Below are 25,028 nucleotides of genomic sequence, written 5' to 3'. Positions count from 1 at the left end.
AGGAGCTTTCACCATGGCATTCGACGCACTCTTCCAGCCGATCGAGATCGGCAAGCTGACCATCCGCAACCGCGTCGTCAGTACCGCCCATGCCGAGGTGTATGCCACCGATGGCGGCATGACCACCGAGCGCTACGTGCGCTACTACGAAGAGAAGGCCAAGGGCGGGTGTGGCCTGTGCATCTGTGGTGGCTCCTCGGTGGTCTCCATCGACAGCCCGCAGGGCTGGTGGAGCTCCGTCAACCTGTCGACCGACCGCATCATTCCGCATTTCCAGAATCTGGCCGATGCCGTGCACAAGCATGGCGGCAAGATCATGATCCAGATTACCCACATGGGCCGTCGCTCACGCTGGGACGGTTTCGACTGGACCTCGCTGATGTCGCCGTCCGGTATCCGCGAGCCGGTGCACCGCTCCACCTGCAAGACCATCGAAGTCGAAGAGATCCAGCGCATCATCGCCGACTTCGCCCAGGCGGCGCGGCGTGCCAAGGAAGGCGGCCTGGACGGCGTCGAGCTGTCCGCCGTGCACCAGCACCTGATCGACCAGTTCTGGAGCCCGCGCGTCAACAAGCGCACCGATGAATGGGGCGGCAGCTTCGAGGGTCGCATGAAGTTCGGTATCGAGGTGCTCAAGGCGGTGCGCGCCGAGGTCGGCGACGACTTCGTGGTCGGCATGCGCATCTGTGGTGATGAATTCCATCCCGATGGCCTGTCGCATGACGACATGAAGCAGATCGCGGCCTATTACGACGCCACGGGTCTGCTCGATTTCTTCGGCGTGATCGGCTCCGGCTGTGATACCCACAACAGCCTCGCCAACGTCATTCCCAACATGTCCTACCCGCCGGAACCCTTCCTGCATCTGGCCTCCGGCATCAAGGAAGTGGTCAAGATTCCGGTGATCCACGCCCAGAACATCAAGGACCCCAATCAGGCCGAGCGCATTCTGGAAGGCGGCTATGTCGACATGGTCGGCATGACCCGCGCGCACATCGCCGACCCGCACATCATCGCCAAGATCAAGATGGGCCAGCTCGACCAGATCAAGCAGTGCGTCGGTGCCAACTACTGCATCGACCGTCAGTATCAGGGCCTGGATGTGCTGTGCATCCAGAATGCCGCGACGTCACGCGAATACATGGGCCTGCCGCACGAGATCGAGAAGACCAGCGGTCCGGTGCGCAAGGTCGTCATCGTCGGCGGCGGTCCGGCCGGCATGGAAGCGGCCCGCGTGTGTGCCGAGCGTGGCCATGCCGTGACGCTCTTCGAGGCGAAGGAAGAGCTGGGTGGCCAGATCACCACGGCTTCCAAGGCGCCGCAGCGTGACCAGATCGCCGGTATCACCCGCTGGTATCAGCTGGAGCTGGCGCGTCTGAAGGTCGACCTGCGCCTGGGCACCCGCGCCGATGAAGCGACCATCCGTGACCTGCGCGCTGACGTGGTGATCCTGGCGGTGGGCGGCCGTCCGTTCATGGAGCAGTTCGAATCCTGGGGCTACGACGAGGACCCGGCCAAGAGCCTGATCGTCTCTTCCTGGGACGTGCTGGACGGGCGTGTCGCGCCGGGCAGCAACGTGCTGATCTACGACAGCATCTGCGAATTCTCCGGTGTCTCGGTGGCCGATTATCTGGCCACCAAGGGCGCCAGGGTCGAGATCGTCACCGATGACATCAAGCCGGGGGCGGCGGTCGGCGGCACCACCTTCCCGACCTATTACCGCAGCCTGTATGCCAAGGAAGTCGTGATGACCTCCGACATGGTGCTGCATGAGGTCTACCGCGAAGGCGAGGGACTGGTGGCGGTGCTCGAGAATGAATACACCGGCACGCTGGAAGAACGCGTCGTCGACCAGATCGTGGTCGAGAACGGCGTGCGCCCCGATGAAGCGCTCTACTACGCCTTCAAGGATGGCTCGCTCAACAAGGGCCAGATCGACGTCGAGTCGCTCTACGCCATCAAGCCGCAGCCGTGCCTGAGTCAGGCCACCGATGGGGATGATTACCTGCTGTTCCGTCTCGGCGACTGCAATGCACCGCGCAACACCCACGCCGCCATCTATGACGCCCTGCGCCTGTGCAAGGATTTCTGATCGCGTGAACGAAACAGTGTTGTCGGTGTTGATCTTCGCCGCCTTGGCGCTGGCCGCCATCGGTGCGGTCAAGCGCATCGGCCTGTGGCGCCAGGGGCGGGCGGATGCCACGTCCATGAGCGTGGGAGAGCTGATCGCGAGCCTGGCCAAGGTGCCGCGCCGCTACGGGGTGGACCTGCACCACGTGGTCGCGCGGGACCGCTACATGGCCAATACCCACGTCGCCACCGGAGGTGGCTTCGTGGCCGCAGCGCTGCTGATGGTGGTGGTCTACGGCTTCGGCATCGACTCCGCCTGGCTGGGCGTCTTGCTGCTGCTGGCCAGTGGCGCGATGTTCGCTGGTGCGCTGTTCGTGCGTCGTCGTCGTCTCGACCCGCCGGCGCGCCTGTCGCGTGGTCCGTGGATGCGTCTGCCAAAAAGCCTGCTGGCGTTCTCCGCTAGCCTGTTCGTGATGAGTCTGTCACTGGTGCTGCCGGATGGCGTCGGCGGCATGATCTCCGGCGGTATCCTCGGGCTGGTGCTGGTGGCGGGGATCGCCTGGGGGCTGCTCGAGATGATCGTCGGCATGACCGGTGGCGGCTCGCGCATCACCGGGCCGATGAAGCATGCCTTCGCGGGCGCGCTGCATCTGGCCTTCCATCGGCGTCCGGCACGTTTCAGCACCCGTGACAGCGCTGGCATCCGCGACAGCGCGCTGCTGCCGCTGGATCTTTCCGATCCCGAGGCACCGCTGGGCGTCGGCAAGCCTGCCGACTTCAACTGGCGTCAGCTGCTGGGCTTCGATGCCTGCGTGCAATGCGGGCGCTGTGAAGCGGTGTGTCCGGCCTTCGCGGCCGGTCAGCCGCTCAATCCCAAGAAGCTGATCCAGGACATGGTGGTGGGCATGGCCGGTGGCAGCGATGCCGCCTACGCTGGTTCGCCCTATCCGGGCGATGAGCCGAAGCGCGCGCCCGGCCAGCATGGCGGCGGCCCGCAGCAGGCCATCGTCGGGGCCTCTCCGCATGCTCGCCCGGCAACTCAGGCGGACGCTTCTGGTACGAAAAGTGACTCCGACAAGCTAAATCATGAATTCACGGTACTGGTCGAGCCGGAAACCCTGTGGGCCTGCACCACCTGTCGTGCCTGCGCCGAGGAGTGCCCGATGATGATCGAGCACGTCGATGCCATCGTCGACATGCGGCGTCACATGACGCTGGAGCAGGGCGCGACCCCGGGCAAGGGCGTCGAGGTGCTCGACAATCTCATCGCCACCGACAATCCGGGCGGTTTCGCGCTCGAGGCGCGCCTGCACTGGGCGGCGGATCTTGACCTGCCGCGCATCGCCGAGGTTCAGGCCGCTCGGGAAGCGGCGCGTGATCCACGTCCGGTGGAAGCGCTGCTGTGGCTGGGCGATGGTGCCTTCGACATGCGCAACCAGCGCACGCTGCGCGCCTTCGTGCAGGTGCTGCGCGCGGCCAGGGTCGATTTCGCCATCCTCGGTGCCGAGGAGCGTGACAGTGGAGACGTGGCACGCCGTCTGGGTGACGAGGCGACCTTCCAGTCGCTGGCCACACGCAATATCGCCACCCTGTCGAAGTACCGCTTCGTGCGCATCATCACCTGCGATCCGCACAGCTTCCATGTGCTGGGACGTGAATATGCCGCCTTCGGTGGCGACTACCTCGTCAATCACCACACCAGCTACATGAACGAGATGCTGGCGGCGGGACGTCTGAGTCTGGATGCCAGCAAGCTGGCCACGCTCGGCTCGGTCACCTGGCATGACCCCTGCTATCTGGGTCGCTACAACGGGGAATTCGAGGCGCCGCGCACCTTGCTGGCGGCGCTGGGTCTTGAAGTGCGCGAGATGCAGCGCTCCGGCTTCCGCTCACGTTGCTGTGGTGGCGGCGGTGGCGCGCCAGTGACGGACATCCCCGGCAAGCAGCGTATCCCCGACATGCGCATGGGTGACGTGCGCGAGACCGGCGCCGAGGTAGTGGCGGTGGGCTGCCCGCAGTGCACCGCGATGCTGGAAGGCGTGGTGGCGCCGGCCGGTGAAGCCGAACCCCAGGTGCTGGATCTGGCGGAGCTGATGGCGCGGGCGCTGGTAGCGGATGCGTCCACTCAGGGCTTGTTCACGGCACGCAGCCCACTGACGCGGAGGTGGCGGCATGACGATCCCCGTCGATCCACAAGCAACCGAGCATCCACACCCATCCGAGCGCGAGCCACTGCCACGCCGTGACCCGCGCCTGGAGCAGCAGGCACGCAATCGTCTGCACCCGGAGCATCTCAGCGCGCTGCAGGCGCTGGGCCGAGGCGCGGCCACTCCTCAGGAGCGCTGGATGGGCCCGAAGGGCGTGATGCGTCGCAATCCCCACGTCGGCCACTTCATCGCCGCCAATGGCCGCAAGCGCATCGATCGCAGTGGCCGCTCCGGGCCTGTCGCGGCAGGTGCCGGTCAGGCCGCCGTCGTTGCCAAGGCGCGCGTGCTGCCGCTGGTCGAGATCGCATCACCCGCCTTCCTGATCGCGGTGGTGCCGGACATGACCGGCGGGCGACTCTCGAGCCACGACCGCGATGTGCTGGGGCTGGCGCGTCAGATCGCCGATGCCGACCCCGCCCATCAGGGGGCGGTGTTGGCCGTCACCTTCGGCACCTTGCGCGAGGAGGGTGACGCCGCCGACAGTGTCGGACTCGGTGCGGCAGGTGCCGATCGCTGGCTGCACTTTGCCGACAGTGTCCACGATGGTTACGCGCCGCTGGCCCAGCTGGCGGAGCTTGAGGCCATTGATACACGCCTGGCACCACGGCTGTGGTTGCTGCCGGAATCCCGCACTGGCGGCGGTGAGCGTGGCCGACGTCTCGGTGCGCGCCTGCTGTGCACGGGCGATGCGCTGGCGCGGCCCAGCGGCAATGTCTATCAACTCGAGGGCGAGCTTGCGGCCATCGGGCGTGGCGAGCTTGCCGAGGTGAACGTCACCGGGCGCAGCGGCAATGGTCAGCAGGACCTGACCCGCGCGCTGACCCGTATCCTGCTGTGCGAGGCGGAATGCGCCGAGCCGGTGGAAGATGTGCGCCACGCCGCGCTGCCGCTTGAGTGGGAGGCAGCCAGCACCGCGCACGCCGTGCCAGACGTGATCGAGGATCTTGGCCCGGTGGCGGTCGATCCCTCCGCGATCGCGCTGGGCGAGGCCGAATTCATTCTCTCGGCGGGCAACGGCATTCGCGACTGGGATGGCTTCCACCGTGCCGCCAGTCTGCTGGGCGCCACCGAAGGCGCCTCGCGGGTGGCGGTGGATGACGGCTTCATGCCGCGTGCCCGTCAGGTCGGTGCCACCGGTACCTGGGTGACGGCGCGGGTGTACGTGGCGGTGGGCATCTCGGGGGCCATCCAGCATCTGCAGGGCATCCAGCGCTGCGACAAGGTGGTGGCGATCAATCTCGATGGCGGCTGTGACATGGTCAAGCGCGCGGATCTGTCGGTGATCGGCGATGCCGGGGCGATCCTCGCCAGTCTCTGTCAGCAGCTCGAGGCCGAACGCGGTGCCGGTGGTGACGCCCAGGCGGCAGGTGGTGCCTCGGCGGCGCGTCATCCAGCCCGTCATCCGCCACGCTTGCCGCCGACGCGGCCTGAACTCGCGCCTGCGACAGGAGAAAGGAGAAGGACATGAAGGCAGATCATTCGTCTGTTGCGCAGCAGGCCTCGGCGCCGCTTGAGGTCGTGAGTCTGGTATCGCTGGGGCAGCATCCGGTCTCGGGGCGTCTGCGGCGCGCCGAGCAGGACGCTCGCGCGCTGGAGCTGTGTCTGGCATTGGAGCGCCAGTCGGCACCCGGTGCCGTCAGCCTCAGCGCCTGGCACGCCAGTGGCAGCAAGATCGCGCCCGGCAGCGAGCAGGACCAGGCACTGCGCGGTTATCTGGGCATGGGCCTGGAGTCACTCACACTGGTGGCTCCCGATTCGCTCAAGGCTGTTGATTCGCTTGAAGCTTCTGACAGTCAATACGTCGTCGATGTCTGGCCGCTGTTGGTGACGCGCCTCAAGCAGGCGGCACCGCAGCTGGTGGTGTGCGGTGGCCAGAGTGAGACCGGCGAGGGCAGTGGCCTGCTGCCGCATCTGCTGGCGGAGAGCCTCGGCTGGCCGCTGGTGGAGGGCATCGTCGCGATCGAGAGCTGCGATGGCGCGCATCTCACCGCCTTGCAGGCCTTGCCGCGTGGTCAGCGGCGGCGACTGCGGGTGAAGCTGCCGGCACTTGTCAGCGTCGATGCCGCCGCGCCGGCGGCACGTCAGTCGGCCTTCGCGCAGGCGCGGCGCGGTGAACTTGCCTCACTGGCAAGCGGTGAGCTTGCCCATGACGCGGTGGCGGAGGCCTTCAGCGTGGCCCCGGCTCGCAAGCGTCCCAAGCGCTTGAAACGCATCAAGGCGATCAGCGCGCGGGACCGCTTCAAGGCCGCGGCCGCCAAGGCCGAGGGTGGCAGCGGCAAGCGTCTGGAAGGCGTGAGTGCCGAGGAGGGCGCGGCGGAAATCCTCAAGCTGCTGCGCGAGGAAGGCGTGCTGCGCTGAAGTTGCGCAGACATGAAAACGCCCCTGTCAGCTCGGCTGGCAGGGGCGTTTCGTCGTTCAGGCGTGTCATTCATCCCACTGCCAATCCTCGTCATCCAACGGCGCGGGCGAGGTATGTTCCTCGCTGCCCGAGGAGGTCTGACGGGTGGCCTTGCCGGCTTCGCGCTGGCGCATCGGCATGCTGTCGATCACCTGATAGATCTGGTCCGGTGCGACGAACCCCTCCAGCTGCATCTTCTTGCCACCGTCCTTGCCGATCAGGATGACGGTGAAGGGCGCGCCCTCGCGCAGCTGCATGGCATCACGCAGGGCGCGAACCTCCTCGAAGCTCATCGGCACGCCATCGTGGATGCCGCGCGTGCCCATCAGCGTATAGAGCGTGACATCGCGCTGCTGCATCTCGCCACGCGTGGCGCGCAGCTCATCACGCTGGCGCTCCAGCTCACGGTCCTGTTCATCTGGTGCGACCAGCACCAGCGAGCGACGGTTCCAGGTCTCGCCCAGCAGCGGATTGGCGGCGGGGTCGACGTTGGCGGCGGTCATGGTGGTATCTACCGTGTCTGGTGGAGAGGGCGGTGGCGGCGCCCCTGCGGAAGTCTCGGCGGGCGCATTCAGCTGCGGATTCTCATCCAGCAGGCTGAGGGCCTGGGCGGGGAGACTCGTGAACAGTCCGGCCAGTAGGCACAGCTGGAGGTTGCAATGAAACGGATGACTGCATACATGACGGCTGCCCTGATCTCTGCGGGCATGATGTCTGCGCCGGCGTTCGCTGCTGACGCACCGGCCCAGGGTCAGGCTCCTGCTCAGGCGACACAGGCTCAGGCCGGTGACTTCAGCGATGCGCAGTTGGAACAGTTCGCTGCTGCCTCTCAGGAGATCGCACGCATTTCCCAGGATTTCGCCGGCAAGCTGCAGGAAGCTGACGACGAGACCGAAAAGCAGAGCGTCCGTCAGGAAGCCAATGACGAGATGGTCAGCGCGGTCGAGGACTCCGGTCTGGAAGTCGCGACCTTCAACTCCATCGGTCAAGCGGTGCAGAACAACCCGGACCTGATGAAGAAGGTGCAGAAGCTGGCTCAGGAAAACTCCTGATCTTGCCTGGATGACGTTCGGGTCATCCAATGAAAACGCCGCCCCCGGTTGCCGGGGGCGGCGTTTTTTTGTGCTCATGATCCGGTCAGCGCCGCATGTCAGGCACCGGTGACCGGACGGGCGAGCGCGTCCTGCGCCTTCCTTTCCTGCATCAGACCACGGAACAGCGAATAGCACATCACCAGCAGCACCAGCGTGAACGGCAAGCCTGTCGCGATGGCACCGGCTTGCAATGAGCCGAGTGCGGCACTTCCCCCGCCGTACAGCAGGGCACCGGCAATCAGTCCCTCCATCGCCGCCCAGAAGACTCGCTGGCTGACCGGTGCATCCACCTTGCCGCCGGCAGTGATCGAGTCGATCACCAGGGAGCCGGAATCCGAGGACGTGACGAAGAACACCAGCACCAGCAGGATGGCGATGAAGGACGCCACGCCGGACAGCGGCAGGTTGTCGAGCATCTGGAACATGGCCAGTGACACGGAATCGATGCCGTTGGCCAGCGCGCCGACCCCATTGATGGCCTGTTCCAGCGCCGTGCCCCCGAAGACGGACATCCACACGATGGTGACGAGTGTCGGTACCAGCAGCACGGCGGTGACGAATTCGCGCACCGTGCGGCCGCGCGAGACACGCGCGATGAACATGCCGACGAACGGCGACCAGGAAATCCACCACGCCCAGTAGAAGACGGTCCAGCCGTGGAACCAGCTCTCGTCCGGGCGATCGATCCAGTTGGACAGCGGCAGCAGGTATTGCACATAGCTGAGTGTCGTGGTGCCAAGTCCCGTGAGGATGGCCAGCGTCGGCCCGAAGATGAGGATGAAGATGATCAGTACGGCGGCGATGATCATGTTGATGTTGGAGAGCAGCTTCACCCCGCCATCCAGGCCGCGACTGACCGAGTAGATGGCGACCAGGGTCACCAGGATGATGATCGCGATCTGGGTCGGCAGGCCATCGCCGATGCCGAACAGGTAATCCAGCCCCGAGGCCGCCTGGGGTCAGCGGCAGGCCCTTGTTGTAGGTGAAGAAGGCCAGCGACAGACCCACCACGGCGTAGATGGCCCAGGGATGCAGGCCCCAGTGATACATGGTGGCACCCAGCGCGGCGCGAGCGCCCTCCGGCGTGCCGGCAGGCGCATTCAGCGGCGTGCCGTACCAGTCGGTGTAATAGGCCACCGGCTCGGCGACGCTCCAGAACATCAGACCGATGCCCATGCCGGCGGCGAACAGCATCGCGAACCACGAATGCGTCGAGAACTCGGGAGTCGCCTTCTGGCCGCCCAGGCGCAGCTTGCCCACCGGGTGAATGATCAGCAGCAGGCAGAACAGCACGAAGAGGTTGCCGGCCAGCATGAACAGCCAGTCACCATGCGCGATGGACCAGGCCTTGGCGCCGCCCAGGGCACTTTCCGCGCCCGCAGGGAAGACGATGGCAAACAGGATGAAGCTGACGATCAGCACGGCGCTGATCGCGAAGACGGGGTTATGCACATCGAGACCCATGACCTGGACATTGTCCTGGCCGATCTCGTAGTCCGTGTCATACGGATTCGATGACATGTGGTGACCTCATGTTGTTATTGGTGTCGCCATCCGAGCAGGGCGGGTGGGGCGAGTCGAGGCGTTGTCGCGGGTGTCTCCCGTGGCTGCGATGAGGGAAGGGGGTGGAGTGGCAAGCCGGAGCGCGGTGGCGATTCTGACTGCGGGACAGGTCGCCGTCGGGCCTCGGTGATTGTGTGAGGGCTGGGCGAGGGTGAGTTAGCTGGATACGACGCCGACATGTGCGTGACTGACATGCGAGGCGATTCGGCGGGGGAGGCGGTTGTCGCGGCTCTGCCCGCTTTGTAGATTGCGATCTACAGTGAAGGAAAACGATAACAATGTGGTGCCGCCATGACGCCTGAGACCCTGACCGAGCCGACCCCCGTCGCTCGTCGCCGTTCGCGCAGCCAGTTGCGCGGCCGCCCGCTGGATGCCGAGGCCTGGGCCGAGGTGCAGCGCCTGCTGGGCGATGCCCCGGCGCAGCGTGACCTTCTGCTCGAATATCTTCACGTGCTCAATGATGAGGTCGGCTATCTGACGCTGGCCCATCTGCGCGCGCTGGCCGAGTGGATGCGCCTGCCGATGGCCGAGGTCTACGAGACGGCCACCTTCTATGCCCATTTCACCGTGGTGCGCGATGGCGAGACGCCGCCTGCGGCACTGACCGTGCGTGTCTGTGATTCGCTGTCCTGTCAGCTGGCCGGCTCCGAGGCCCTGCGTGCCGGCCTCGCCTCCGGGCTGGACCCCGAACAGGTGCGCGTGCTGCGGGCACCCTGCATGGGGCGCTGTGACAGTGCGCCGGTGGCGGAGGTCGGGCATTGCCATCTGGGCCACGCCAGCGTGGAAGGCGTCACGGCGGCGATCGCCGAGGGCCATGTGCATGCCGCGCCGGCCGCGAGTCTCGACTATCCGCGGCTGGCGGAATATCGCGCCAGTGGCGGTTATGGGCTGCTCGCCGCGCTGGAGGGCGGTGAGGTCAGCATCGATGACCTGGCGCAGATGATCGAACAGGCCGGTCTGCGTGGCCTGGGTGGAGCGGGCTTCCCGACGTTTCGCAAGTGGGGCTTCGTGCGTGCCGAGGCAGGGCCGCGCTATTGCGTGATCAATGCCGATGAGGGCGAGCCCGGCACCTTCAAGGACCGCTGCTATCTGGAGCGTGAGCCGCACACCTTTCTCGAGGGCGCGCTGGCCAGTGCGCATGCCATCGAGGCCGAGGCGCTCTACCTTTACCTGCGCGACGAGTACCCGACCCTGAATGACGTGCTGCGCGAGTGCATCGCGGAGCTGGAAGCCGCAGGCATCGTCGCGCCCGGCTTCATCCATCTGCGGCGTGGCGCCGGGGCCTATATCTGCGGCGAGGAATCGGCGCTGATCGAGTCGCTGGAAGGCAAGCCCGGCAAGCCGCGCCAGCGTCCGCCCTTCGTGGCCCAGTGCGGGCTGTTCGGACGCCCGACCCTGGTCAACAACGTCGAGACGGTCTACTGGATCGCGCGGCTCCATCGCGAAGGGCACGCGCCATACGTGGCAGCCGGACGCCAGGGGCGTCAGGGGCTGCGCAGCTTCTCGCTCTCCGGGCGCGTCAGACGCCCGGGCATGTATCTGGCACCGGCCGGGTCGATCACTGCACGCGGCTGTGTCATGCAAGTTCAGTGGCGGCGCTGATGGAAGGCGTCGGCTCGGGCGGCGTGAGCGCCTCCTTCATGCAGGCCGAGCAGTCCGATCTCATCGTGCTGACCGGCTGCAACCCGGGCGTCAATCATCCGGTGGCCGCCACCTTCTTCAAGCGCGCCGCCAGGCGAGGCACGCGCATCGTGGTGATCGACCCGCGTGCGCTGGCGCTGCGGCGTCATGCGCATCGCTCGATCCAGTTCACGCCGGGGGCGGACGTGGCGCTGTTCAATGCCATGCTCAACGTCATCATCACCGAAGGGACGCGACGGCCGAGCGCGCGATGATCTTCTGGGGCATGGGCATCTCGCAGCACACCCACGGCACCGACAATGCCCGCTGTCTGATCGCGCTGGCGCTGGTGTGTGGTCATGTCGGGCGTGAAGGCACCGGCCTGCACCCGCTGCGCGGGCAGGGTGACACGGCGGCGCGCGCGCGACTGGAAGCGCTGTGGGATACGTCGCTCTCGGCCACACCGGGCGCGGCGCATGGGGCTTGCCTGGGATTACGCCGGGCCGCAGGAGATCTACGCCGAGATGCAGCAGGGCATGGATTCCCTCGACAACATCGACTGGGCGCGGCTGTCCGAGGAGAACTCGGTGACCTACCCGTGCCTGACGCCGGGGGGCGAGGGTGAGGATGTGGTGTTCGGCGATGGCTTCCCGCGCGCCAGCGGTCGGGCCCGCTTCGTGCCGACCTGGCCCACGCCGCCGGATGAGACGCTGGATGACGACTATCCGACGGTACTGACCACCGGCCGTCAGCTGGAGCACTGGCATACCGGCTCGATGACGCGCCGCGCGTACGTGCTCGACAGTCTGGAACCTGCCGCCGTGGCCACGCTCAACCCCGTCGAGCTGGAGCGACTGGGGATCGCGGCGGGGGAGGCGCTCTCGATCACCACGCGGCGCGGTCAGATCACGCTGGCCACCCGCGCGGACCCGCTGACGCCGGCCGGCATGGTCTTCGTGCCATTCTGCTACGCCGAGGCCGCCGCCAACCTGCTGACCAATCCGGCGCTGGACCCGGTGGGCAAGATCCCCGAGTTCAAGTACGCCGCCTGCCGCCTGGCCAGAGCCGAATCTGCTTCGGCCAGTCTGGACACCTGAGGGCAGGGCACGTCTGGCGCAAATGCCTATGGCAGTGGCGCTGGCGGATACGCAGGGCGTGCCTCGGTCTGACCAGAATGTCGGAGACAGCCCGCCGCACGTTTCGGCTATCCTCAGAAGGGCCATGCTCAGAACAGAGTGGGTCAATACCAATGACAATGCCCGCCGTCAGCGAGCGAGTGGGTCAATACCAATGACAATGCCCGCCGTCAGCGAGCAAGGAGAATGACGATGATGATCGTGGAGCTGATTGATCACGAAGACTTTCGTGAGCGGCTGGTGGCACTGGGCGTGCAGATTTCCGAACATGCCTGCGCGGATCAGGCAGGTCGCTCAAGGCTGAAGAGACTGTCGGTGCGCGCATAATCGCTGCCGGCCATGCGCCCGATGGCGCGCAGCACCTCATTGTCGACATGGCGGCCATCCCAGACCTCGGGGTCTGCATGGACCACCACGACCTCGGCGAGCACCAGTGAGCCGGACAGGGGCTGGTCTCCCAGGTGGATGATGTCGCGGAGTCGGCAACCGAAGGCGATCGGCGCGCCGTCCACGCGGGGGACCTGCAGCGGCGGCATGGCTAGCTTGTTCAAGCCGGCGTGGGCGAATTCATCCTCGCTGGCCGCGAGGCTGGCACTGGTGAGATTGAGTGCCTCGCTCATGGCCTCGCCCCCGATATGGATGACACATTCCGCCACCTGTCCGAGGTTGTCGAGAGTGTCCTTGGTACGCCCTTCGCCGTTGCGCAGCGGGCTGAAGGCCAGCACCGGTGGATTGACGCTTGCCACGGTGAAGAACGAGAACGGCGCCAGGTTGGCATTGCCGGCGGCATCGATCGTCGAGACCCAGGCAATGGGCCGCGGCGCGATGCTGCCCGAGAACAGCCGATAGAGAATGCTGGCGGGTAGCTGGTCGGCGTCGAGCAGGGCATGGCTGGCGGAGGGGGCCCGCCTGCGGGAAATCCTCTGATTTCGTTCGAACGATCGACGGCTTCCTGTTGGTCATTTCTTCGAACGCTGTGTTCCACATGTGGGCTCGTCATGACGTCATGGCGTGTTCCAACGAGGTCGTGAGATGAGAAAAAGCCTAATGCGGGGGGCTCTGCGGGGACTCCCCATCCTCGCGGGATTGTTGATGCTGTCCGGCTGTGATGCCGTGCTCTTCGATCCCAAGGGACCCATCGGTGAATCCGAGAAGTCGCTGATTCTGACTGCTACCTACCTGATGCTCGTGGTCGTTGTCCCGGTCATCTTCATGACGCTGTGGTTTGCTTGGCGCTATCGCGATACCAAGCAGAGCAAGGCGACCTATACGCCCAACTGGGCGCATTCCACCAAGATCGAGATCGTGGTCTGGGGCATTCCGTGCCTGATCATCCTCGCGCTGGGCATCCTGACCTGGAAGAGCACGCATGAGCTGGACCCGCGTGCCGAGATCCAGGATGGCGGCGAGCCGATCGAGGTTCAGGTCGTGTCGATGGACTGGAAGTGGCTGTTCATCTATCCGGAGCAGGGCATCGCGACAGTCAATGAGCTGGCCATGCCGGTGGATCGCCAGGTGCGCTTCCACATCACCTCCGAGACCGTGATGAACTCGTTCTTCGTCCCGCAGCTCGGCAGCCAGATCTACGCGATGGCAGGCATGGAAAACCGCCTGCACCTGATCGGCAACGAAGTGGGTACCTATGACGGTATCTCTGCCAGCTACAGCGGCGCCGGCTTCGCTGACATGCACTTCAAGGCGCATGTGATGAGCGAAGGCGACTTCGACGCCTGGATCGAGAAAGCGCGTGGCAGCAGCAAGGTGCTGGATGACGCCGGCTACGAGGCACTCAAGGAGCCGAGCGAAGACGTGGCACCCACCTTCTATGGTCAGGTCAAGCCGAATCTGTACGAACAGATCATGGCGCCCTACATGGATGGCATGGAGCTGGGCATGGGTGACATGAAGATGGGGGGCAGAGCGGCACGGCGAGTCCGCCCACGACATGTCAGGCCATGACGCTGCCGGTCACGCTGAATCTGCGATGGCAACCGAGGAATAAGCAATGCTTGGAAAACTCACAATAGAGGCTGTTCCGTATCACGAGCCGATCGTCATGATCGTGCTTGCGGCGGTAATCCTCGGTGGTGCAGCCCTGTTCGGCTTCATCACGGTAAAGAAAAAGTGGGCCTACCTGTGGAATGAGTGGTTCACCTCTGTCGATCACAAGAAGATCGGCATGATGTACATCATCGTCGCGCTGGTGATGCTGATTCGTGGTTTCTCCGATGCGATCATGATGCGTTCCCAGCAGATGCTGGCGTCCACCGGCGGTCACGGCTATCTGCCCCCGGATCACTACGACCAGATCTTCACTGCCCACGGCGTGATCATGATCTTCTTCGTGGCGATGCCGCTGGTCATCGGTCTGATCAACGTCGTCGTGCCGCTGCAGATCGGCGCACGTGACGTGGCGTTCCCGTTCCTGAACTCGCTGAGCTTCTGGCTGTTCGTGGTCGGCGCGCTGCTGGTCAACATCTCGCTGGGTCTGGGCGAGTTCGCCAAGACCGGCTGGCTGGCCTATCCGCCGTTGTCGGGGGCCAATTACAGTCCCGGGGTCGGGGTGGATTACTGGATCTGGTCATTGCAGATTTCCGGTGTCGGTACCCTGCTGACAGGTGTCAACTTCGTCGCCACCATCCTCAAGATGCGTGCGCCGGGCATGACCCTGATGAAAATGCCGGTCTTCACCTGGACCGCACTGTGCGCCAACGTCCTGATCATCGCGGCCTTCCCGATCCTGACCGCGACCATCGCGATGCTGACGCTCGACCGTTATCTTGATTTCCACTTCTTCACCAATGACCTTGGTGGAAACATGATGATGTACGTCAACCTCATCTGGGCCTGGGGCCATCCTGAGGTGTACATCCTGGTGCTGCCGGTCTTCGGTGTGTTCTCCGAAGTCATCTCCACCTTCTCCAAGAAGAAGCTGTTCGGTTACACCTCTCTGGTGTGGGCGACCATCGTCATCACGATCCTGTCGTTCATCGTCTGGCTGCACCACTTCTTCACCATGGGTGCCGGCGCTGACGTGAATGCCTTCTTCGGTATCGCGACGATGATCATCTCGATCCCGACGGGCGTGAAGATCTTCAACTGGCTGTTCACCATGTACCGCGGTCGTGTCGAGATGACCTCTCCGGTGCTGTGGACCCTCGGCTTCATGGTCACCTTCACCATCGGTGGCATGACCGGTGTCCTGCTGGCCGTGCCGGGCGCCAACTACGTCCTGCACAACTCGCTGTTCCTGATCGCCCACTTCCACAACGTCATCATCGGCGGCGTGGTCTTCGGTGCGATGGCCGGTATCACCTACTGGTTCCCGAAAGCGACCGGCTTCATGCTGTGCGAGAAGTGGGGCAAGCGTTCCTTCTGGTTCTGGATCACTGGCTTCTACCTCGCCTTCATGCCGCTGTACATCCTCGGCTTCATGGGCATGACCCGTCGTCTGCAGCACGTCGACAACCCGCTGTGGGTGCCGTACCTGGTCGTCGCCTTCATCGGTGCCTGCCTGATCATGATCGGTATCGCGTGCACCGTGATCCAGATCGCGGTCAGCATCAAGGACCGCAAGAAGCTGCAGGACACCACTGGCGATATCTGGGGCGCGCGTACGCTGGAGTGGAGCACCACTTCACCGGCACCGTTCTACAACTTCGCTCACGAGCCGCAGGTCTCTGAACTCGACGAGTTCTGGGAAATGAAGGAACGCGGTATCGAGCAGGAGGCCAAGAAGCCTTATGCGCCGATCCACATGCCGCGCAACGCAGCGGCCGGTGTCATCATCTCCGCCTTCAGCCTGGTGTTCGGTTTCGCGCTGATCTGGCACATCTGGTGGATGGCTGTGGTCGGGCTGGTCGGCATGGCCGTCAGCTTCATCGTGCGCACCTTCAACTATGACATCGACTACTACGTGTCCGTCGAGGAAGTGGAGCGTGTCGAGCGCGAAGGTCGCGAGCGTCGTGCCCTGCCCAGCGCCCGCACACCTAACGACACAGTGGTTCAGGGGTAATCATGGCGAACAATGCAATGACATCTCATGATGGGGCGCACGACGCCCATGACGATCACGAGCATCACGATACCAATGGCCTGAAGGTCTTCGGTTTCTGGCTCTATCTGCTGAGCGACTGCATCCTGTTCGCGATGCTGTTCGCAGGCTATGTGGTACTCAGCCAGGCGTATGCCGGTGGCCCGACGGGCGCCGAGATCTTCGAGCTTGACTTCGTGCTGGTCGAGACCGCGCTGCTGCTGGCCTCGAGCTTCACCTACGGCCTGGCGATGCTGGGCATGAACCGCGGAGACAGCTCCGCGGTGATCAAGTGGCTGATGATCACCTTCGCCTGTGGTGCGGGCTTCATCGCGATGGAAATCTATGAGTTCCATCACCTGATCGTGAATGGCCATGGCCCGGACAAGTCCGCGTTCCTGTCAGCCTTCTTCACGCTGGTCGGTACCCACGGTCTGCACGTGACCGTCGGTCTGGTCTGGATGGCGCTGCTGATCATCCAGGTCAAGCAGAAAGGCCTGACGGAAATGCATCGTGGTCGTCTGATGATGCTCAGCCTGTTCTGGCACTTCCTGGACGTCATCTGGATCTGCGTCTTCACCGTCGTCTATCTCACAGGAGTGATGCTATGAGCCATTCCAACAACGACCACAACGACAATCACGGCAGCGTCAAGCAGTACGTGACCGGTCTGATCCTCTCCATCATCCTGACCATCATCCCGTTCGGGATGGTGATGATGATGGACGATCCGGGTGTCGGCGTGATCTGGGCCATCTACGGCTTCGCCATCGCTCAGGTCTTCGTGCAGCTGTACTTCTTCCTGCACCTGGACGGCTCCAAGGAGCAGAGCTGGAATGTCATGGCCATGCTGTTCACCCTGGTGATCGTGGCAATCGTCGTTGGTGGTTCCATGTGGATCATGATCGAGCTGAATCAGAACATGATGCCCATCTGATAGCGTGAGCCTGATGATCAAGGACTACCTGCGTACCACCAAGCCGGGCATTATCTTCGGCAACCTGATCACCGTCAGCGGCGGCTTCTTTCTCGCTTCCGGTGGTGAGGTGGATTGGGCGCTGTTCATCGCCACCCTGGTCGGGGTGGCGTTGATCGTGGCCTCAGGCTGTGTGTTCAACAACTGCATCGATCGCGACATCGATCGTCACATGGCGCGTACCCAGGGCCGTGCTCTGGTGCAGGGCGACATCTCGCTGACGGGGGCCTTCGTCTTCGGCAGCGTGCTGGGCCTTGCGGGCTTCTGGCTTCTGGCCGCGATGACCAATCTCATGGCGATGATCGCCGTGGGTCTGGGCTTCGTGATCTACGTCGGGGCCTACAGCATGTGGCTCAAGCGTGGCTCGGTGTATGGCACCCTCATCGGTTCACTGTCCGGCGCCGCGCCGCCAGTGGTCGGTTACCTGGCTGTCACCGGCCAGGCGGACATGGGGGCGCTGCTGCTGTTGATCATCTTCAGCATGTGGCAGATGCCGCATTCCTATGCGATTGCCATGTTCCGTGTCGATGACTATCGGGCCGCCAATATTCCGGTACTCCCGGTAGCGCGAGGCATGGAGCATGCCAAGCGTGTAGTGACGGGGTACATTGCCGGCTTCATCCCGGTGTCGCTGTTGCTGACACTGTGGGGATATACCGGCATCTGGTATCTGGTAGTCGCGACCGTCACGGGTGGCTGGTGGCTGTATCTGGCCGCCTGGCGCCTCAAGGATCAGCCTGATGCCTCCTGGGCACGCAAGCTGTTCGGCTTCTCCATCATCATCGTCATGGCGCTCAGCCTGATGATGAGTCTGGACACGCAGCTGTAATCCAGCCGTAGTATCTCTCGGGTGACCGCCTTCGGCGTGTTGCCCGGGTGAAAGCCAAAAAAACCCGCCACCGGCTTGCCGGTGGCGGGTTTTTTCTTGTCTGTCCTTTGGAGTCCAGGTTTCGAGGACTCAAGGACTCAAGCCCTCAGGCCAGCTGCAGATGCGGCTCCTGCTGTTCCTTGAGCGCTTCCTGCATGCGCTCGGCATACCAGTCGACGAAGTCGACGACACCGAACTCGAAGGTCGCCGAGTAGGGGCCGGGCTGATAGGCGCTGGAGTTGACGCCGCGCTGGTTCTCTTCCACCAGCTGACGGTCCTGATCATTGGTGGCGTCCCACACCTTGCGCAGCTTCGCCAGTTCGTAGTCGACACCTTCCACCGCGTCCTTGTGCACCAGCCACTTGGTGGTCACGCGGGTCTTGAGGGGGCCGATCGGGTCGACCTGGAAGACCACGGCGTGATCGCCCATGAAGTGGTTCCAGGAGTTGGGCAGGTTGAGGATGCGCAGCGAGCCCATGTCGGGGCTCTGCAGGCGACCCAGCAGCTTCTTGCACGCCGGCGTGCCGTCCGTGGTCATCGAGACGGTGCCTTCCAGCAGCGGCGTGCGCGTCATGCGATTGCGGCGACCGAAGCGCACCAGCTGATAGGGCACCTTCTCGGCATCCCAGTCGGCCTGCTTCTTGGCGACCAGCGCCTTGTAGGCTTCGGTGGCTCGCGGGTCGTCGGTGTCATCGAATTCCTGCAAAGTGTTGAGCAGCTCCGGGTGGGAGCCGTCGCAGTGATAGCACTCGCGATTGTTCTCGATCACCAGCTTCCAGTTGCCTTCCTCGATGATGGAGGAGCTGGCCGCGACCTTGACGTTCTCCATGTCGTAGGGCTTGAGGTAGAACTCCAGCGTCTTGAAGAACGGCTCACAGTTCTCGGGCTGCTCGGCGAGGTTGATGAACAGCATGCCGCCGGCTGAACGTACGTGGACGGGGTGCAGGCCGTAGTCACTGGTATCGAAGGTGGTGCCCATGTCGGAACCGGCGAACAGCAGACGGCCATCCAGTTCATAGGTCCACTTGTGATAGCCGCACACCAGCTTGGCGACCTTGCCGCGCTCGGTGCTGCACAGGCGAGACCCGCGATGGCGACAGACGTTATGGAAGGCATGGATGGCCCCGTTGTCACCGCGCACGATGATGATCGGGCTGTTGCCCACGTCCATGGTCATGAAGTTGCCCTTGAGCGGGATCTCGCTGCCGAGACCGGCAAACAGCCACTCGCGCTCGAAGATCTCCTTCATGTCGAGATCGAACAGGCGCTGATCATTGTAGAAGGGCTGGGGCAGGGTATAGCCGGGACTGCGGGCCTGTAGAAGCCGCGCGGCGGCCTCGCGTACCGCCTGACGCTGCTGGTCCTGAGCGTGTTCCAATAGATCGCTCATCGCGATGTCCTCGCACGGTCGGTAGGCGCCGGGAGCAGGGTCGCCTTGGGTTGAGTGAATGTGCTGATCATTGTTGTTGTGAAGCCGGGACAGAGGAAACGAGTGAACAGACCATTACCGGGCAGCACCGCGGCCTATGAGTGAGTGCCGATACATCGCGCGGTGCGTCGTCCTGTCCTGGTCGGTTCGGGTGTCGAGGGCGGCGCAGGCAGAGGGGCCGCTCGCTCAACAGGATAGTCAGCGTGGAAGTTCAGGCAGCCCGCATGATATCCGAGTGGCTTTGCCACGCATGGATCGCAGTGTGGCTGAGGTCAAGTCGCGACTTGTGTCTGATGGCGACGCTCAATGATGTATTTCCGACGCCGGTCGTTTGCGCAGGGCCTTCGAGGCACAGGCAGGTGCAGCGGTGAGGCGGGGGCAGGGCGCTGCGGGGTCGTGATTGGAGGGATCGGGCATGTTTCTGTCGTGCACGGATAAATGCTTGCCGAACGCTGACTCGACAATCCAGAGCATGCCCCACCGTTGGTCGCGCACGCAGCGCAGGGTGGCCTGACACTGTCTCTTCAAGAACTGACACTGCCCCTTCAAGAACATGTCTCCAAGAACAACATGCCCAGCGAGGCCTTCATGAGCACCACACTCAGCAACTTCAATCCGGTTACGACGCAGACCTGGACCAACGGTCGACATAGCGTGCGCTGCGTGAAGGTCATTCAGGAAACCTGGGATGTGCGCACCTTCTGTTTCATGGCCGAACAGCCGGTGATGTTCTTCTTCAAGCCGGGGCAGTTCGTGACCCTGGAGCTGGAGATCGATGCGCAGCAGATCATGCGCTCCTACACCATCTCCAGCTCGCCGTCGGTGCCCTACAGCTTCTCGATCACCGTCAAGCGCGTGCCGGGCGGACTGGTCTCCAACTGGCTGCATGACAATCTGAACGAAGGTGACGAGCTGGCCGTGCACGGCCCGGTGGGCAACTTCAACTGCATCGACTATCCGGCGGAACGCATCCTGATGCTGTCAGGCGGGGTTGGCATCACGCCGCTGATGTCGATGGCCCGCTGGTACTTCGACACCAATGCCAACGTGGACATCGCCTTCTTGCACAGCGCCCGCAGCCCGCGCGACATCATCTTCTGGCGTCAGCTCGAGTTCATGGATTCGCGGGTGCCGGAATTCAACATGCACATCATCTGCGAGCGCTTCGAGACCGGTCAGACCTGGTCGGGCTATCGCGGCTATCTCACCGACGCGATGCTCGAGATGATCGCGCCGGACTTCATGGAGCGCGAGATCTTCTGCTGCGGCCCGACTCCCTACATGAATGCGATCAAGCATCTGCTTCGCAGCCATGGCTTCGACATGAGTCGCTACCACGAGGAGTCCTTCGGGGCCACGCCGGTGGAGGTCGAGGAGGAGGCCATCGAGCAGGCCGAGCAGGCGGAAGTGCTGGCCGATGAGCTGGACCGCGCCGATCTCACGCGCGTCGAGTTCGCCACGACCGGCAAGTCGGTGCAGATCGCCCCGGGCGAGACCGTCCACGCCGCCGCCGCCAAGCTCGGCCTGCATATTCCGAAGGCCTGCGGCATGGGCATCTGCGGCACCTGCCGCGTGCAGAAGGTCTCCGGGGAGGTCGCGATGGAGCACAACGGCGGCATCACCGATGAAGACGTCGCGGATGGCTTCATCCTGTCCTGCTGCAGCGTGCCCAACGGGGATGTGGTGATCGATTACTGATCCATGACTCGTGATGTTGATGCACCGCAACGCCCCTCTCTGCCCATGGCCAGCCTGCCGATTCTGGCAACCCTGGCCGTGCTGGCCCTGCAACTCTTCGTCTTTGGCGAATTCACTCCTCACGTGCCGCTGATCTGTGGTGTCGCCATGACGGCGCTGGTCGGTTGGAAGCTGGGGCACGGCTGGTCGGCGATGGAAGAGGGCATGATGCGCATCGTGCGTGTCGGCCTGCCCTCCATCGCCATCCTCATTCTTGTCGGCATGACGGTCGGGGTGTGGATCGCCTCGGGCAGCGTGCCGATGATCATCTATTACGGGCTCAAGCTGATCTCGCCGGAATACTTCCTCGCGACGGCGATGCTGCTGTGCTCGGTGGTCTCGGTCACGCTCGGCACCAGCTGGGGCACCGTGGGCACCGTGGGGCTGGCCTTGATGGGTATCGGCGCCGGTTTCGGCATTCCACCGTGGTGGACGGCCGGTGCCGTGGTCTCCGGGGCCTTCTTCGGCGACAAGGTCTCTCCCCTGTCGGACACCACCAACCTCGCTCCCGCCGTCACCGGGGTGAATCTTTTCGCCCACATCCGCAACATGATGCCCACCACCATCCCCTCGATGCTGATCGCCCTGGTGATCTACCTGGTCGCCGGCAACCTGCTCGCCGCCGGGCAGACACTGGATCTCGAGCGTATCACCGCGATTACCCAGGGCCTGGACGGGGCCTTCGAATTCAATCTGTGGGTGCTGGTGCCGCCGCTGCTGGTGATGACACTGGCCATCGCCCGCATGCCGGCGTTGCCGGCGCTGTTCGTCGGGGTGCTGGCCGGGGCGGTAGTGGCCTATGGTGTCCAGGGCGAGGCCATCAAGGCGCTGTTCGGTTACATGCAGAGCGGCTACACCCTGAATACCGGCGTCAGCGAGATCGACAGCCTGCTCAATCGCGGCGGCCTCATGTCGATGGCCTGGGTCATCCTGCTGGTGATGATCGCACTGGCCTTCGGCGGGATGCTGGAGGTGATCGGCTGTCTCGAAGCGCTGTGCGCCGCCGTGCTGGTCAAGGTGCGCGGCATCTTCGGTCTGCAGGTCGCGGCCAGTTCCACTGCCGCGCTGACCAACGTCATCGCGGGCGACCCCTACCTCTCGATCGCCTTGCCGGGGCGCATGTACGCACCGATCTTCCGTGGCGAAGGCTACTCGACCCTCAACCTGTCCCGCTCACTGGAAGAGGGTGGCACGCTGGTCTCGCCGCTGGTGCCCTGGAATGCCAGTGGCGCCGTGGTCATCAGTTCGCTGGGGCTGATCACCAGTGGTGGCAGTCTCGAGGGGCTGCTCTACATTCCGCTGGCCTTCGCCTGCTGGTTATCGCCGCTGATCGGGCTGCTTTACACCCTGGCGGGACGCTTCATCGTTCGTGCCGACGATGCCGAGCGCGCCGAATGGGTGGACAAGGGCCATGCCGTGGTCTCCCTGGCGCAACTGCGGCATGAGGGTTCTACGACTTCATGCTCAGGTTCATGAGCAAGTCGACTCGCGCAGGATGACGGCACAAACCATCTGGAGGAAGTGCCGGCCTCGAGACTACGCTTCAGGTGTTGCCGCCCCCAGCACGGCGAGCAGCGCCGGCAGGTAGAGGAAGGCCGCCAGGGTCGAGCAGAAGACCAGCGTGGCCACGTATTCCGGCTCGCGGCCTGCCTTCTGGGCAAACATGTAGTTGTAGACCGCCACCGGCATGGCCATCTGCATCACCAGCACGTGCAACGCCAGCGGCGGCAGCTCCAGCAGCGTGCCGATTCCCCAGGCGCAGGCGGCGGCGAAGGGGATGCGCAGGGCGCTGAAGCCCACGCCTGCCGCCAGATTCCTGACGCGGATACTGGCCAGCGAGACGCCAAGGGTGATCAGCATCAGCGGCACGGTGAAGCCGGAGATCAGCTCCAGGCTGTTGGCCACGAAGCGCGGCATGTGGATGTCACTGAGCAGCAGGGTGGTGGCGAGGATACTGGCCCAGATGGTCGGGGATCGCACGACGCTGCGCAGCGGGTTGCCGCTGGTGCTGGCAAGCCAGGCACCGAGCGTGAACTGCAGAAGCGACATGGTGACCATGATGGTGATGGCGTAGGCGAAGCCGGCCTGGCCGAAGGCATACAGGGACACGGGCAGGCCCATGTTGCCGACGTTGGAGAACAGCAGCGGGGCTACCGCGACCTTCCACGGCTTGCCGATCAGGCGAGAGAACGGCCAGCTCAGGGCCAGCAGCAGCGCCATTACCGTGAGGGTCGCCAGGCCCGTGCGCAGGAAGCTGGAATTGTCGATCTCGGCACTGCCCAACGCGTTGAGAATCAGTGCCGGTGTGCCGATGTAGAGCACCAGCCGGGTGACGAAGGCCATGGGGTATTCATTGCCCAGGCGCACCCAGAAGAAGCCGATGGCGGCGCCACACAGCACCGGAGCCATCACCGCCAGCAGTTCCATCAACATGCCACCTTCCTCCTTATCCGATAACCGGAGGCGCGCAATGTCTCAGCAACATGGCTACACCCGTGATGACCGACTGGCCAGACTCGATCCCGCTCTGGCCGAGGCCATTCTCGAAGAGACAGCGCGTCAGGAAGCGCATATCGAGCTGATCGCCTCCGAGAACTATGCAAGCCCGCTGGTGATGGAAGCCCAGGGCAGCCAGCTGACCAACAAGTACGCCGAAGGGTATCCGGGCAAGCGCTACTACGGTGGCTGCGAATTCGTCGACAAGGTCGAGACACTGGCCATCGAACGTGCCTGTGCGCTGTTCGGCTGTGACTACGCCAACGTGCAGCCGCACTCCGGTGCCCAGGCCAATGCCGCCGTGTTCATGGCGCTGGTCTCGCCGGGCGACACCATTCTCGGCATGAGCCTGGCGCATGGCGGTCACCTGACCCACGGCGCCGCCCCCAACTTCTCCGGCAAGCACTACAACGCCATCCAGTACGGCCTGACCGAAAGCGGCGAGCTGGACTACGAGGAGATGGAGCGTCTGGCGCGCGAGCACAAGCCGAAGATGATCATCGCCGGCTTCTCCGCCTACTCCCGCGTGGTCAACTGGCGTCGTTTCCGCGACATCGCCGACGAGATCGGTGCCTGGCTGATGGTCGACATGGCCCACGTGGCCGGTCTGGTCGCGGCGGGTCACTACCCGAGCCCGATCCCCCACGCCCATGTCGTCACCACCACCACGCACAAGACCCTGCGCGGCCCGCGTGGCGGCCTGATTCTCTCCGCCACCGGCGACGAGGCACTGTACAAGAAGCTCAATGGTGCCGTCTTCCCGGGCCAGCAGGGTGGCCCGCTGATGCATGTCATCGCTGCCAAGGCCGCGGCCTTCAAGGAGGCGATGAGCCAGGATTTCGTCAGCTATCAGGCGCGCGTGATCGCCAATGCTCGCGTGATGGCTCACGTCTTCATGGAACGCGGCTATGACGTCGTCTCCGGCGGCACCGATGACCACCTGTTCCTCGTCTCGCTGATCCGTCAGGGCGTGACCGGCAAGGACGCGGATGCCTCTCTGGGTCGCGCCCACATCACCGTCAACAAGAACAGCGTGCCGAATGATCCGCAGAGTCCCTTCGTGACCTCCGGCCTGCGCATCGGCACACCGGCCGCCACCACGCGCGGCTTCGGCGAAGCGGAATGCGAGGCGCTGGCCGGCTGGATCTGCGACCTGCTCGACGCGCTGTCCAGCGGCGAGAGCGACAAGGTCGAGGCTGAAGTGCGCGGCAAGGTCGAGGAAGTCTGTGCACGCTTCCCGGTCTACGCCTCCGCCAGCATCACTGATACCGCCGAGATTGCCTGAACAGGGCGCTGGCGAGAGACAACGATAACCACGACACATGCCGCAAGCGCAGAGACATCACTCGGGTGACAACAACAGACATCACTCGGGCGAGAGCACCGGACAGCGCTTGCGGT

At 64.1% G+C, this 25,028-nt stretch carries 20 protein-coding genes and 2 pseudogenes; 17 read left to right on the top strand and 5 right to left on the bottom strand.

Annotated elements, in window-relative coordinates; all coding sequences use genetic code 11:
• Positions 1–13 precede the first annotated feature (13 nt).
• Genes dgcA through CU110_RS13490 form a run of 4 tightly spaced genes read left to right on the top strand, consistent with a single transcriptional unit; the run spans position 14 to position 6,635 of the window.
• On the top strand, positions 14–2,092 hold the full coding sequence (dgcA, locus tag CU110_RS13505; RefSeq protein WP_077379051.1) for a dimethylglycine demethylation protein DgcA: 2,079 nt from the start codon (positions 14–16) through the stop codon (positions 2,090–2,092).
• Between the two features lie 4 nt (positions 2,093–2,096).
• Positions 2,097–4,316, top strand: coding sequence for a (Fe-S)-binding protein (locus CU110_RS13500; RefSeq protein ID WP_127736331.1), 2,220 nt, complete (start codon positions 2,097–2,099; stop codon positions 4,314–4,316).
• Positions 4,243–5,745, top strand: coding sequence for an electron transfer flavoprotein subunit alpha/FixB family protein (locus CU110_RS13495; protein WP_127736329.1), 1,503 nt, complete (start codon positions 4,243–4,245; stop codon positions 5,743–5,745). The genes CU110_RS13500 and CU110_RS13495 overlap by 74 nt, the downstream gene beginning before the upstream one ends.
• A complete protein-coding gene (locus tag CU110_RS13490; RefSeq protein WP_084209351.1) occupies positions 5,742–6,635 on the top strand; it encodes a hypothetical protein in 894 nt (297 codons plus the stop codon). Before CU110_RS13495 ends, CU110_RS13490 begins: the two co-directional genes overlap by 4 nt.
• Positions 6,636–6,701: 66 nt before the next feature.
• Here CU110_RS13490 and CU110_RS13485 read toward each other — a convergent pair whose 3' ends face one another.
• Entirely contained in the window at positions 6,702–7,178 is a 477-nt protein-coding gene (locus CU110_RS13485) for a DUF4174 domain-containing protein (protein ID WP_127736326.1), read from the bottom strand.
• 177 nt (positions 7,179–7,355) lie between these two features.
• Here CU110_RS13485 and CU110_RS13480 point away from each other — a divergent pair, with 177 nt between their 5' ends.
• The gene (locus CU110_RS13480; protein ID WP_240665397.1) at positions 7,356–7,727 is read left to right on the top strand and encodes a DUF4168 domain-containing protein; all 372 of its coding nucleotides are present in this window, start codon (positions 7,356–7,358) and stop codon (positions 7,725–7,727) included.
• Between the two features lie 98 nt (positions 7,728–7,825).
• Here CU110_RS13480 and CU110_RS13475 read toward each other — a convergent pair.
• Positions 7,826–9,290, bottom strand: a pseudogene (locus CU110_RS13475) (BCCT family transporter).
• Between the two features lie 333 nt (positions 9,291–9,623).
• Between CU110_RS13475 and CU110_RS13470 the strand changes: the two are divergent.
• The 4 genes and pseudogenes from CU110_RS13470 to CU110_RS17310 all read left to right on the top strand — a co-directional run bounded on the left by CU110_RS13470 (position 9,624) and on the right by CU110_RS17310 (position 12,049).
• Positions 9,624–10,934, top strand: a complete 1,311-nt coding sequence (locus tag CU110_RS13470; protein WP_127736323.1) for an NAD(P)H-dependent oxidoreductase subunit E — start codon at positions 9,624–9,626, stop codon at positions 10,932–10,934.
• Positions 10,922–11,227: a molybdopterin-dependent oxidoreductase gene (locus tag CU110_RS17315; RefSeq protein WP_346427143.1), complete on the top strand. Its 306-nt coding sequence runs from the start codon at positions 10,922–10,924 to the stop codon at positions 11,225–11,227. Before CU110_RS13470 ends, CU110_RS17315 begins: the two co-directional genes overlap by 13 nt.
• A pseudogene (locus CU110_RS18095) lies at positions 11,224–11,289 on the top strand (hypothetical protein); the annotation flags it as partial. The gene CU110_RS17315 and the pseudogene CU110_RS18095, both read left to right, overlap by 4 nt.
• 139 nt (positions 11,290–11,428) lie before the next feature.
• Positions 11,429–12,049, top strand: coding sequence for a molybdopterin dinucleotide binding domain-containing protein (locus CU110_RS17310; protein ID WP_240665396.1), 621 nt, complete (start codon positions 11,429–11,431; stop codon positions 12,047–12,049).
• Between the two features lie 320 nt (positions 12,050–12,369).
• Here the strand turns inward: CU110_RS17310 and CU110_RS13460 are convergent, their stop codons facing one another.
• Positions 12,370–12,900, bottom strand: a complete 531-nt coding sequence (locus CU110_RS13460; protein ID WP_346427196.1) for a flavin reductase family protein — start codon at positions 12,898–12,900, stop codon at positions 12,370–12,372.
• Positions 12,901–13,135: 235 nt separating this feature from the next.
• Here CU110_RS13460 and cyoA point away from each other — a divergent pair, with 235 nt between their 5' ends.
• Genes cyoA through cyoE form a run of 5 tightly spaced genes read left to right on the top strand, consistent with a single transcriptional unit; the run spans position 13,136 to position 17,926 of the window.
• Positions 13,136–14,047, top strand: coding sequence for a ubiquinol oxidase subunit II (gene cyoA, locus CU110_RS13455; protein ID WP_127736317.1), 912 nt, complete (start codon positions 13,136–13,138; stop codon positions 14,045–14,047).
• Positions 14,048–14,093: 46 nt separating this feature from the next.
• Positions 14,094–16,103: a cytochrome o ubiquinol oxidase subunit I gene (gene cyoB, locus CU110_RS13450; RefSeq protein ID WP_077379077.1), complete on the top strand. Its 2,010-nt coding sequence runs from the start codon at positions 14,094–14,096 to the stop codon at positions 16,101–16,103.
• Between the two features lie 2 nt (positions 16,104–16,105).
• Entirely contained in the window at positions 16,106–16,732 is a 627-nt protein-coding gene (gene cyoC, locus CU110_RS13445; RefSeq protein ID WP_077379079.1) for a cytochrome o ubiquinol oxidase subunit III, read from the top strand.
• Entirely contained in the window at positions 16,729–17,058 is a 330-nt protein-coding gene (gene cyoD, locus CU110_RS13440; RefSeq protein ID WP_054555337.1) for a cytochrome o ubiquinol oxidase subunit IV, read from the top strand. Before cyoC ends, cyoD begins: the two co-directional genes overlap by 4 nt.
• A gap of 13 nt (positions 17,059–17,071) precedes the next feature.
• Complete coding sequence (gene cyoE, locus CU110_RS13435; protein ID WP_084209346.1) at positions 17,072–17,926, top strand: heme o synthase; 855 nt, start codon at positions 17,072–17,074, stop codon at positions 17,924–17,926.
• A gap of 145 nt (positions 17,927–18,071) precedes the next feature.
• Here the strand turns inward: cyoE and CU110_RS13430 are convergent, their stop codons facing one another.
• A complete protein-coding gene (locus CU110_RS13430) occupies positions 18,072–19,355 on the bottom strand; it encodes an aromatic ring-hydroxylating dioxygenase subunit alpha (RefSeq protein ID WP_084209345.1) in 1,284 nt (427 codons plus the stop codon).
• 627 nt (positions 19,356–19,982) lie between these two features.
• Here CU110_RS13430 and CU110_RS13425 point away from each other — a divergent pair.
• A complete protein-coding gene (locus CU110_RS13425) occupies positions 19,983–21,092 on the top strand; it encodes a hybrid-cluster NAD(P)-dependent oxidoreductase (protein WP_077379384.1) in 1,110 nt (369 codons plus the stop codon).
• A gap of 3 nt (positions 21,093–21,095) precedes the next feature.
• Positions 21,096–22,607, top strand: coding sequence for a Na+/H+ antiporter NhaC (nhaC, locus tag CU110_RS13420; protein WP_240665395.1), 1,512 nt, complete (start codon positions 21,096–21,098; stop codon positions 22,605–22,607).
• A 60-nt stretch (positions 22,608–22,667) separates the two neighbouring features.
• On the opposite strand, the gene CU110_RS13415 is transcribed toward nhaC, so the two are convergent.
• Positions 22,668–23,564 (bottom strand): AEC family transporter, encoded by an 897-nt coding sequence (locus CU110_RS13415; protein ID WP_127736314.1) that lies wholly within the window; start codon positions 23,562–23,564, stop codon positions 22,668–22,670.
• 37 nt (positions 23,565–23,601) lie between these two features.
• Between CU110_RS13415 and glyA the strand changes: the two genes are divergently transcribed.
• A complete protein-coding gene (gene glyA, locus CU110_RS13410) occupies positions 23,602–24,912 on the top strand; it encodes a serine hydroxymethyltransferase (protein ID WP_077379135.1) in 1,311 nt (436 codons plus the stop codon).
• Positions 24,913–25,028: the final 116 nt, after the last annotated feature.

Source organism: Cobetia sp. ICG0124, from assembly GCF_004006355.1.
GTDB classification, from domain to species: Bacteria; Pseudomonadota; Gammaproteobacteria; order Pseudomonadales; family Halomonadaceae; genus Cobetia; species Cobetia marina.
This window is presented reverse-complemented; position numbering and strand designations above follow the sequence as displayed.

What these genes read in the sequence shown, in the direction of transcription:
- dgcA (WP_077379051.1), top strand. Translation starts at nt 14, where the DNA reads ATGGCATTCGACGCACTCTTCCAGCCGATCGAGATCGGCAAGCTGACC.
- CU110_RS13495 (WP_127736329.1), top strand. Translation starts at nt 4,243, where the DNA reads ATGACGATCCCCGTCGATCCACAAGCAACCGAGCATCCACACCCATCC.
- CU110_RS13490 (WP_084209351.1), top strand. Translation starts at nt 5,742, where the DNA reads ATGAAGGCAGATCATTCGTCTGTTGCGCAGCAGGCCTCGGCGCCGCTT.
- CU110_RS13485 (WP_127736326.1), bottom strand. Translation starts at nt 7,178, where the DNA reads ATGACCGCCGCCAACGTCGACCCCGCCGCCAATCCGCTGCTGGGCGAG.
- CU110_RS13480 (WP_240665397.1), top strand. Translation starts at nt 7,356, where the DNA reads ATGACGGCTGCCCTGATCTCTGCGGGCATGATGTCTGCGCCGGCGTTC.
- CU110_RS13470 (WP_127736323.1), top strand. Translation starts at nt 9,624, where the DNA reads ATGACGCCTGAGACCCTGACCGAGCCGACCCCCGTCGCTCGTCGCCGT.
- CU110_RS17310 (WP_240665396.1), top strand. Translation starts at nt 11,429, where the DNA reads ATGGGGCTTGCCTGGGATTACGCCGGGCCGCAGGAGATCTACGCCGAG.
- cyoA (WP_127736317.1), top strand. Translation starts at nt 13,136, where the DNA reads ATGCGGGGGGCTCTGCGGGGACTCCCCATCCTCGCGGGATTGTTGATG.
- cyoB (WP_077379077.1), top strand. Translation starts at nt 14,094, where the DNA reads ATGCTTGGAAAACTCACAATAGAGGCTGTTCCGTATCACGAGCCGATC.
- cyoC (WP_077379079.1), top strand. Translation starts at nt 16,106, where the DNA reads ATGGCGAACAATGCAATGACATCTCATGATGGGGCGCACGACGCCCAT.
- cyoD (WP_054555337.1), top strand. Translation starts at nt 16,729, where the DNA reads ATGAGCCATTCCAACAACGACCACAACGACAATCACGGCAGCGTCAAG.
- cyoE (WP_084209346.1), top strand. Translation starts at nt 17,072, where the DNA reads ATGATCAAGGACTACCTGCGTACCACCAAGCCGGGCATTATCTTCGGC.
- CU110_RS13430 (WP_084209345.1), bottom strand. Translation starts at nt 19,355, where the DNA reads ATGAGCGATCTATTGGAACACGCTCAGGACCAGCAGCGTCAGGCGGTA.
- CU110_RS13425 (WP_077379384.1), top strand. Translation starts at nt 19,983, where the DNA reads ATGAGCACCACACTCAGCAACTTCAATCCGGTTACGACGCAGACCTGG.
- nhaC (WP_240665395.1), top strand. Translation starts at nt 21,096, where the DNA reads ATGACTCGTGATGTTGATGCACCGCAACGCCCCTCTCTGCCCATGGCC.
- CU110_RS13415 (WP_127736314.1), bottom strand. Translation starts at nt 23,564, where the DNA reads ATGTTGATGGAACTGCTGGCGGTGATGGCTCCGGTGCTGTGTGGCGCC.
- glyA (WP_077379135.1), top strand. Translation starts at nt 23,602, where the DNA reads ATGTCTCAGCAACATGGCTACACCCGTGATGACCGACTGGCCAGACTC.